This window comes from Aeromonas sobria, assembly GCF_050266975.1.
GTDB lineage: Bacteria > Pseudomonadota > Gammaproteobacteria > Enterobacterales > Aeromonadaceae > Aeromonas > Aeromonas sobria_B.
This window is the reverse complement of sequence record NZ_JBKISU010000035.1, coordinates 44547-53107: the sequence shown is the minus strand read 5'-3', so window position 1 is coordinate 53107 and position 8561 is coordinate 44547. Positions and strand designations below refer to the sequence as shown.

Annotated in this window: 11 protein-coding genes and 1 pseudogene; 3 read left to right on the top strand and 9 right to left on the bottom strand. The window is 60.3% G+C overall.

Annotated features, from left to right (window positions below):
• Positions 1 to 211: pseudogene (locus tag ACLHZ1_RS17670) on the top strand (IS4-like element ISAs18 family transposase); the annotation flags it as partial.
• Here the strand turns inward: ACLHZ1_RS17670 and ACLHZ1_RS17665 are convergent.
• The 4 genes from ACLHZ1_RS17665 to ACLHZ1_RS17650 form a co-directional block, all read right to left on the bottom strand.
• Positions 163 to 531, bottom strand: coding sequence for a hypothetical protein (locus ACLHZ1_RS17665; RefSeq protein ID WP_427263119.1), 369 nt, complete (start codon positions 529 to 531; stop codon positions 163 to 165). The pseudogene ACLHZ1_RS17670 and the gene ACLHZ1_RS17665 overlap by 49 nt on opposite strands.
• A 114-nt stretch (positions 532 to 645) precedes the next feature.
• Positions 646 to 1083: a GNAT family N-acetyltransferase gene (locus tag ACLHZ1_RS17660; protein WP_427263118.1), complete on the bottom strand. Its 438-nt coding sequence runs from the start codon at positions 1081 to 1083 to the stop codon at positions 646 to 648.
• A gap of 548 nt (positions 1084 to 1631) precedes the next feature.
• On the bottom strand, positions 1632 to 2225 hold the full coding sequence (locus ACLHZ1_RS17655; protein ID WP_427263117.1) for an MliC family protein: 594 nt from the start codon (positions 2223 to 2225) through the stop codon (positions 1632 to 1634).
• 201 nt (positions 2226 to 2426) lie between these two features.
• Positions 2427 to 2789 (bottom strand): DUF2061 domain-containing protein, encoded by a 363-nt coding sequence (locus tag ACLHZ1_RS17650; protein WP_427263116.1) that lies wholly within the window; start codon positions 2787 to 2789, stop codon positions 2427 to 2429.
• Between the two features lie 182 nt (positions 2790 to 2971).
• On the opposite strand from ACLHZ1_RS17650, the gene ACLHZ1_RS17645 reads away from it, so the two are divergent.
• Positions 2972 to 3178, top strand: a complete 207-nt coding sequence (locus ACLHZ1_RS17645; protein WP_427263115.1) for a hypothetical protein — start codon at positions 2972 to 2974, stop codon at positions 3176 to 3178.
• Positions 3179 to 3252: 74 nt separating this feature from the next.
• On the opposite strand, the gene ACLHZ1_RS17640 is transcribed toward ACLHZ1_RS17645, so the two are convergent.
• Genes ACLHZ1_RS17640 through ACLHZ1_RS17630 form a run of 3 tightly spaced genes read right to left on the bottom strand, consistent with a single transcriptional unit; the run spans position 3253 to position 6465 of the window.
• Positions 3253 to 4122 carry a 23S rRNA (adenine(2030)-N(6))-methyltransferase RlmJ gene (locus tag ACLHZ1_RS17640; protein WP_427263114.1) on the bottom strand — a complete coding sequence of 290 codons (870 nt, stop codon included), beginning with the start codon at positions 4120 to 4122 and terminating at the stop codon, positions 3253 to 3255.
• Positions 4116 to 4547 (bottom strand): DUF2390 domain-containing protein, encoded by a 432-nt coding sequence (locus tag ACLHZ1_RS17635; RefSeq protein ID WP_427263121.1) that lies wholly within the window; start codon positions 4545 to 4547, stop codon positions 4116 to 4118. The genes ACLHZ1_RS17640 and ACLHZ1_RS17635 overlap by 7 nt, the downstream gene beginning before the upstream one ends.
• A 4-nt stretch (positions 4548 to 4551) precedes the next feature.
• A complete protein-coding gene (locus ACLHZ1_RS17630; protein ID WP_427263113.1) occupies positions 4552 to 6465 on the bottom strand; it encodes an ABC transporter ATP-binding protein in 1914 nt (637 codons plus the stop codon).
• Positions 6466 to 6687: 222 nt separating this feature from the next.
• Here ACLHZ1_RS17630 and ACLHZ1_RS17625 point away from each other — a divergent pair, with 222 nt between their 5' ends.
• On the top strand, positions 6688 to 7098 hold the full coding sequence (locus ACLHZ1_RS17625; RefSeq protein WP_408797062.1) for a CBS domain-containing protein: 411 nt from the start codon (positions 6688 to 6690) through the stop codon (positions 7096 to 7098).
• An 82-nt stretch (positions 7099 to 7180) separates the two neighbouring features.
• On the opposite strand, the gene ACLHZ1_RS17620 is transcribed toward ACLHZ1_RS17625, so the two are convergent.
• Together ACLHZ1_RS17620 and ACLHZ1_RS17615 are read right to left on the bottom strand one after the other, a co-directional pair.
• The gene (locus ACLHZ1_RS17620) at positions 7181 to 7636 is read right to left on the bottom strand and encodes an NfeD family protein (protein WP_408775992.1); all 456 of its coding nucleotides are present in this window, start codon (positions 7634 to 7636) and stop codon (positions 7181 to 7183) included.
• On the bottom strand, positions 7633 to 8547 hold the full coding sequence (locus tag ACLHZ1_RS17615) for an SPFH domain-containing protein (RefSeq protein WP_408775993.1): 915 nt from the start codon (positions 8545 to 8547) through the stop codon (positions 7633 to 7635). The genes ACLHZ1_RS17620 and ACLHZ1_RS17615 overlap by 4 nt, the downstream gene beginning before the upstream one ends.
• Between the last annotated feature and the right edge of the window lie 14 nt (positions 8548 to 8561).

The window sequence follows — 8561 nt, the reverse complement described above, 5'->3', positions numbered from 1 at the left end:
GCTGGGTAAGGCTGGAGACAGTGTCGGTCTAGAGAGAACGATCAAGGTCAATACCAGCAAGAGCCGAACCTATTCGTTCTTTCGGCAAGGGGTCATCTATTACCAGTTGCTACCTAAAATGAAAGAAGCCAATGCGGTCTTGTTGATGGATAAATTTATCTACTACCTGAAGCAACACCGCTTATATACCCGCACACTTGGAATTATTTGAGTCTCTAAAAATGAGGGGATCTCTGAGGCCTGTTGCCCATTGCCGTTATAAAAATAAGGTAGAGTCGAACTTTTTATACGTTCTAGCCTTGCTGGAACTTTTTCCAGTGTTTCAAGAAGATCTTCGTCATCAATATTCAAGTCAGCTTTTCGAATACGCTTTGATAAAGAAAGGGGAATATATGCTAACTCAGTACGATCAATGGCTGGGTGATGCCAACCAAAGGCTTCATTCAGAGAGCGATTATCGCTCCAACCTTTTTCCACTGCTCCAGCCAATGATTCCAATGCAACACACAAATCCTCAATTTCTTTATTCATATTTTATCCTTACTTGAATATTGGATGAAGCTGTACAACGCTCGCCTAAACGGCGAGCAATTTGTTGCGATTCCAGCGGCCGCAGGCCGCGATGTTTAAGGCGATTGTTAGTGCTCACAGCTTGATAACGGCCAACATATCTTCACCATCTTCATCCAAACCCACTTCCTGAAAGCCAAAACTTGAATAAAAATCTTTGGCCACTGGGTTTTCAGGGTCATAACAAATTTCTATTTCTTTTACCTTGGTACAGGCTTTGATTTCATTGAGCGCCAAACTTAGCGCAACTCTACCAATACCAGTTCGTTGATAGCGGTGATCCACCATAAAGCGCCAAATAGAAATTTTTTCGGACGCTTCAGATACCCACATGAAAAAACCGACAGGTTTATCGTTTTGATAGATCGCTCTGCAGGTATGCCCTTGGCAGTAGTGTGATTCAACCAAAGACCACATATTGCTCGCAACATATTCCTGTTGCTCATTCGTGACATCTAAGTCACATACGTCTTCATAATTTGAACTTGTAATTTCTTCCAATGTGATACTCATGACTTTCCTTAGCTCTAACAGTGATTAGATAGAAGGCGGTACTAACACATTAATACCGCCTTCTATCTAACTCCGCTTCACATGAATGTAGATAATCATAAATAATATTTTAAATCAAATGCTTACCTGCCTGCCTCTGACGCAGACTTTATTCCCTTGACCTCTTCTTTTTGCGCAACCATGACGACTGTATAGAAAAGCAGTGTGACCTTGGCCATGGCAAACGTCGGCATGGCTACCGCACTGGATTTCAGCCTCCAGTCTGCTGCGCATTACCTGCGGGTGGGTTGGCATGGCTCATGGGGAGACTCCGACGAGGCGTGTGTTGCCAATTGGCTATATTAACGGCCCGCGAGCGAAGGGAAAGGGGGAAATGGCGAATTGCCGGACAGGATCAACAAATGAGTGGCAGCCCATCAGGGATGGCGCCCGGGCTGGGTAGGGGATAGGGGAAGTGGAAAGGGGGCCTGGCGGCCACAGTGCTGGTGATCCCTTCGCAGCTCCCCTTGCTGGCTTCAACAGAGACGCCCGGCTGGCCGGGCGGGGGATCAATTGCCCGGGCTCTCCTTGCAGTTGAGGGTGGGCTCCCCATAGCGCTCCAGCCTGGCGTCGCTCCCCTTGGTGAAGAGGGTGAGGTTTTGCCCTTCATAACGGGCACCGCTGGCGCTGGGGGTTTCATAGGCGAGCACCTGCTGCTGGTTGTCCCCCTCGCTCAAGTTGATCATGGCGGCGGGGCGCTTGGCCTCGTTGTAGAAGTAGGTGGAGAGGGTGACATTGTTGGCGCACTGGTAGTCCACCGGGCTTGGCACCCTCAGCTGGCCGCCTTTTATCTGCAACTCGGTGATCCGCCGCTGGTAGCTCTCCTCCACGCACTGGCGCAAGTCGTCCGCCTTCCAGCAGTCGTTGCGACCCTTGATCCAGCCGCGCTGGATGGCACGCTCGCTCTTCTGCTGCTCGGGGGAGAACGCGGCAATCGCCTTGGGATAGAGGGCCGACAGCTCATTATCCAGCGCCGCCAGTCCATCATCCTGGCAGATCAGGGTTTCGGCGCCGCCTTTCGCCTTGGCGCAATCGAAGGAAGGGGTGGCCGCAGCGGCCAGCAGGGGAGAAAACAGCAGGGTGCCAAGCAAGATCTTGTGCATCGTCAGGCTCCAACAGTGGGGTGATACCCAGTAACCAGAGCTCACTTTACAACGCACGCGACAACACAAGCTAGAACGCACTCTAGAACTCACTCTGCAACGCACTTCACAACACAATGACGACGCCGGGCCGCCGAGTGCTTTCTTGCGACTCGGCGGCCCGGTATGAGGAGGCTGGTCTGATCCCTTGCTACCTCTGGCTTATGCCAGGGCAAGGGGGTGGCGGGCGCGCCACAGCCGCTCGTGGAAGAAGAAGACCACGGTATTGATGGCGGGCTCGATCAGTGCCATCACGCCGCCGGTGAGCAGCTCGCCACTCAACAGGTAGGCGACACCGAAGGCCACCGAGAAGTGCACCAGGGCGAAGCTGCTGGTCTTGGCCTGCAGGCTGTGGTCGGGCTTGAACTTGTGCCAGCCAAGGTCGTGGAAGTAGAAGGCGACCGTGTTGACGGCGGGCTCGATCAGGGCGATCAGGCTGGCGGTGAGCAGTTCGCCGGTCAGCAGGTAAGCCACGGTGAAGGCGACACTGAAGTGCAGGATGGCGAAGCTGATGGTCTTTTTCATGATGGTCACTCCCTCTGGCGATGAATGCAGTATCGCCCAAAAATGAGGTAAATGAAAACTATTCTCATCTATTGACTGGATAGGAAAAGCCTATCGACCGAGGGGGAGGCCACCAGATTGGGGACTTGCCTGGGGCCACGGCGACGATAGAGTGTGCCTTTTGCCATGAAAAAGGAGCTTTCATGACCCTCAATGCCACCCTGTTTGGTCAGTTCATCTTGCTGCTGATGATCGTCGTCGGCGTCGTGGCCTGGCGATTGGCCCGCCGCAAGAGCCGCCATCCCGGGCTTGTCACCATCCTGTGCGTGCTGCTCTGCCTGGTACCGCCCTTCGCCCTGCTGGCGCTGCTCATTCTGGCGCTGTGGCGAGATCTGCCCGTCCGGGCCTGAGTCGTCATTTCGGCAGCGGCAGCCATAGAAAAAGCCCCTTTCGGGGCTTTGTCATGTTTGCGGTCGGTAAGGGCTCAGCCCTCGGCCTTGCTCAGCCACTCCACCCTGTACTGGGCGCCGGCGCCCTGGGCCAGCCTGGCGCACAGGGGTTTCAAGAAGGCCTCGATCTGTTCGTCCAGCAGCCAGGGGGGGCTGATGATGAGCATCCCTGAGCCGTTCATGCCCCAGTCGGCAGTCTGACCGGCCACTTCCAGCTCGGCCACCAGGACGTTGCCGAAGTTCTCCCGCTTGATGGCGCGCAGCATGTCGCGGGACTTGTCCGCCTCCTGGCCGAGGATGGGATACCAGAGGGCATAGATGCCGGTGGCCCAGCGCTTCTGTGCTTTTTTAAGGGTATCGACCACGGCGAAGTAGTCTTCCTTGAGCTCATAGGGCGGGTCGATCAGCACCAGGCCGCGGCGCGGCGTGGGGGGCAGCAGGGCCACCAGCCCTTCGAAGCCGTCCCTGTGATGGACGACGACGCGGGGGTCGTAGCCCATGTTGGCGCGAAGATCCTCCACCTCGTTGTTGTGCAGTTCCATCAGCGCCAGCTTGTCCTGCTCGCGGATGAGGCGGCGTGACAGCTCCGGGGATCCCGGGTAATAGTGCAGCTCGCCGCTGTTTCCTTCCTGAGCGGGATTCATCTCCTCGATGACGGCCAGATAGGGCGCGATGGCTGACCATTGGGCCCGCTCGTCCCACAGGCGTTGGATCCCGTCGGCGTATTCCGCCTTCTTCTGGGACCAGTCGCCGCGCAGGTCGTAGAGACCGCCGCCGGCATGGGTGTCCAGCACGATGAAGGGTTTCTCCTTCTTCTTGAGGGACTCGATGATCAGGGCCTGCACGGCGTGTTTGAGGACGTCGGCATGGTTGCCGGCGTGGAAGGCGTGGCGATAGCTCAGCATGTTAGGTCTCTCAAGGGGCCCGTCTCGGCGCCCAGCAAGGTCAGGTAATTCAACAGGTTGTGCCCTGGCTCCCGGCGTGGGGGATGGGCGCGCAGACTCTGCAGCAGCACCCCTTGCTGCAACTGTTCCAGCTCCAGCTCGTGGGCCAGCATGGCCTGGTACTCGGCCTCGTCCAGCCGCGCCTTGGCGTTTTGGCGCAGGGTGCGCCAGGGGGCGAGCACGGCCTCGGTCTGCACCAGGGCCGGTTGCAGCGCGGTCAGATCCGCGCTGAGGCTGGCCAGATCCAGCCAATGCAGCAGCAGGGCCAGGTTGACGTTGCCCCCCAGGGTCTGCACGGTGAGCCAGTCCCCGGGGCGGGCACCATAGGTCTTGCCGCTCCAGTGCCAGAAACCCAGGGGGCTGGGCAGGCCGCTGGCGTCTCGCATCAGATCATTGCTCAAGGAAGGCGGACTCCATGGTTTCCAGCTCTTCACTGAGGCTCATCCACTCCAGCTCCACCGCTTCCAGCTGCTCCTTGAGGGGGCCCTGGGACTTGAGCAGCTCGGAGAGCTTGCCCTTGGCGCTCTCCTCGTAGATGGCGGGGTCGGCCAGCTGGTTCTCGATGTCGCCGAGCTTGCCCTGCAGCTTCTCCATGCTGGCTTCGAGCTTCTCCAGCTTCTGGCGCAGGGGCCGGGTCTGTTGGCGGAACTCCGCCTCGCGCCGCTTCTGATCTTTGCGGGCCAGGGCGGAGTTGGCGGAGACGGCGCCATCCGTCGGCTTGGCGTTGGCCTCTTTCTCCTGCTCGCCGAGCCACTTGTGGTAGTCATCCAGATCGCCATCAAAGGCTTCGACCCGGCCGCCGTGCACCAGATAGAAGTCATCCGTGGTGGTGCGCAGCAGGTGCCTGTCGTGGGAAACCACCACCATGGCCCCTTCGAAGCCTTGCAGCGCCATGGTCAGGGCGTGGCGCATCTCCAGGTCCAGGTGGTTGGTCGGTTCATCCAAGAGCAGCAGATTCGGCTTTTGCCAGGTGATGAGGGCCAGCACCAGCCGCGCCTTTTCGCCGCCGGAAAACGGCGCCACCTTGTCCAGTGCCTTGTCGCCATGAAAACCGAAGCTGCCCAGATAGTTGCGCAGCTCCTGCTCGGGCTTGTCCGGCGCCAGGCGCGCCAGGTGATCGAGGGGGGTGTCGTCCAGGCGCAGGGTTTCGAGCTGATGCTGGGCGAAGTAGCCGATGCTGACCCCGGCGCTCACCTCCAGCTTGCCGGAGAGCGGCGGATTACTGCCCGCCAGCATCTTGATGAAGGTGGACTTGCCCGCGCCGTTGCGGCCCAAGAGGCCGATGCGCGACCCCGGCACCAGGTTGAGCTTGATCTTCTCCAGGATCACCTTGTCGCCGTAACCGGCGCTGAGGTTCTCCATGGCAATGAGCGGGGTCGGCAGGGCCGAGGGCTCGCGAAACTCGAAGCTGAACTCGGAGTCGGCGTGGGCGGGCAGTATCTTCTCCATCCGCTCCATGGCTTTCAACCGGCTCTGGGCCTGACGGGCCTTGGAGGCCTTGTAGCGGAAGCGGTCCACATAGGCCTGCATGTGGGACATCTCCCGCTGCTGCTTCTCGTACATGGATTGCTGCTGGGCCAGCTGCTCGGCCCGTTGCAGTTCGAAGTCGGAGTAGCCGCCGGTGTATTCGTTGAGCTTGCCGTTCTCGATATGGATGATGCGGCCGATGACCGAATCGAGGAAGTCGCGGTCGTGGGAAATCAGCACGAGGGTGCCCTGATAGCCCTTGAGCCACTTCTCCAGCCAGATCACCGCATCGAGATCCAGGTGGTTGGTCGGTTCATCCAGCAGCAGCAGATCGGAGCGGCAGAGCAGGGCCTGGGCCAGGTTCAGGCGCATGCGCCAACCACCGGAGAAGCTGCGCACCGGCGAGCTGAGCTGATCGTCGCCAAAGCCCAGGCCGTGCAACAGTTCGGCGGCGCGAGCGCGAATGCTGTAGGCGCCTATGGTGTCGAGCCTGCCGTGCAGCTCGGCCACCAGCAGACCATTGTCATCCTGCTCGGCCTTGGCCAGCTCGGCTTCCAGGGCACGAAACTCCTTGTCGCCGTCCATCACATAGTCCAGGGCCGAGCAGTCCAGGGCCGGGGTCTCCTGGGCGACGCCGGCTATCTGCCAGCCGATCGGCAGGGAGAAGCTGCCGTTGTCGAGGGTGAGCTCTCCTCGGATGAGGGCGAAGAAGGTGGATTTGCCGCAACCATTCTTGCCCACCAGGCCCACCTTGTGGCCCGGGTGTATGGTGGCGGAGGCGTTATCCAGCAGCTTGCGGCCGCCGCGGATCAGCTCGATTTGACTGGCAACTATCATGGGGGGTCTGCTTGCTCGAGAGTGAAGAAACACGGTGGCGCGCCGCCCGAAGGGGTCTGCGCGCTCGGGAACCGGGAACGAAACTGGCGGGATTTTACGTGAAATGGCGGCGCTTTGCACTGGAGCCGACTGGTGCGGCGCCGATAAAGATGTCATAACAGCAAGCATTATCGCCATCGGTCCGCCTCCTTTCGGGAGCGGCGGCCGGACAAGGAGTCTGCCATGCAGGTTGCAACCATCATGACCACCCGGGTCGTCACCGTCGAGATGGACGACAGGCTGGGCCTCATCAGGGATATCTTCAATCAAGCTCGCTTCCGTCACCTGATGGTGATGGAGGAGGGGGAGCTGCTCGGCATCATCTCGGATCGGGATCTGCTGCGGGCCCTGAGCCCCTATCTGGATTCCGCCGCCGAGCAGGCGCGCGATACCGAGACCCTCAATCGCCGCGCGCACCAGATCATGACCCGCCAGCCCGTCACCGTCTCGCCCCACCAGACCCTGGCCTATGCCGCCCGCCTGATGTTGGACAAGAAGGTCTCCTGCCTGCCGGTGCTGGATCGGGGCACGCTGGTGGGGGTGCTGAGCTGGAAGGATCTGCTCAAGGCCGCCGTCGAGGAGGGGGCCCTCTAGGAGCAAGCCCCCTGGGCACTGGCCGCAGCGGCATCATGAAAAAAGGGCTCCGCGGAGCCCTTTGTCGTGACGCTTGCCCGGATCAGGGCAGGGGTTCCACCAGCAGGATATGGGAGTCCGTGCCCACCACCCTGACCCGGCTGCCCGCCTTGAGCGGCGTCTGGCAGCGCACCGTCCAGACGGTGTCATCCAGGCGGACCCGGCTCAGCCCCTGCACGGCGTCGTCCAGCAGCACCAGCTCCCGGCCCAGGTAACCCTGCATCCGCTCGTTGATGGGGGCGGCCGCATCCCGGCTGGAGCGGTCGCGCTTGTGCTGCCAGCGCCACCAGGCCCAGGTGGTCACTAGGGATTGCAGGGCGAACAGCAGCAACTGCCACTGCCAGCCGAAGGGCCAGAGCAGCAGCAACACGCCCACCTCGATCGCGGCGATGCCGGTCCAGAGCAGAAAGCCCACCGACCCCAGCACCTCGATGGCCAGCAGCGCGAACCCCAGCCCCAGCCAGTGCCAGTGGGTCAGCCCCTCCAGCAGGTCTGTCATTTTTTCTCACCCTTGTTGAACAGCTCGGCCATACCCGCCACCGAGCCAATCAGGCTGCCCGCCTCCAGGGGCATCATGATGATCTTGCTGTTGGGCCCTTCGCCGATGCGGGCCAGGGCCTCGGTGTATTTCTGGGCCACGAAGTAGTTGATGGCCTGCATGTCCCCTTCGGCGATGGCTTTGGAGACCATGTGAGTCGCCTTGGCTTCCGCCTCGGCGGCCCGTTCCCGCGCCTCGGCGGCGAGGAAGGCGGCCTGGCGTTCCCCCTCGGCCTTGAGGATCTGAGACTGCTTCTCCCCTTCCGCTTTCAGGATCTTGGACTGGCGCACCCCTTCGGCCTCCAGCACCTCGGCCCGCTTCTGGCGCTCGGCCTTCATCTGGGCGTTCATGGCTTCCACCAGGGCCAGCGGCGGGCGCACGTCTTTAATCTCGATGCGGGTCACCTTGATGCCCCAGGGGGCGGTGGCGGCGTCCATGGTGCGCAACAGCTTCTCGTTGATGGTGTCGCGCTGGGAGAGCATCTCGTCCAGCTCCATGGCGCCGAGCACGGTCCGCATATTGGTCATGGTGAGATTGCGGATGGCGCTGGGCAGGTCGTTGACCTCATAGGCTCCCTTGCGGGCATCCACCACCTGCACGAAGCTGATGGCGTCTATGGTGACGTTGGCGTTGTCCCGGGAGATCACCTCCTGGGCCGGGATGTCCAGCACCTGCTCCATCATGATGATCTTGTGGCCGACCCGGTCCACATAGGGGATCAGCAGGTTGAGGCCCGGGGAGAGGGTGCGGGTGTAGCGGCCGAAACGCTCCACGGTCCAGTTATAGCCCTGGGGCACTATCTTGATGCCTGCCCCCAGGGTGGCTATCACTAGGAAAACGAAAATCCCTAGCACTATCAGTGACTCATTCATGAATAGCTCCTTAT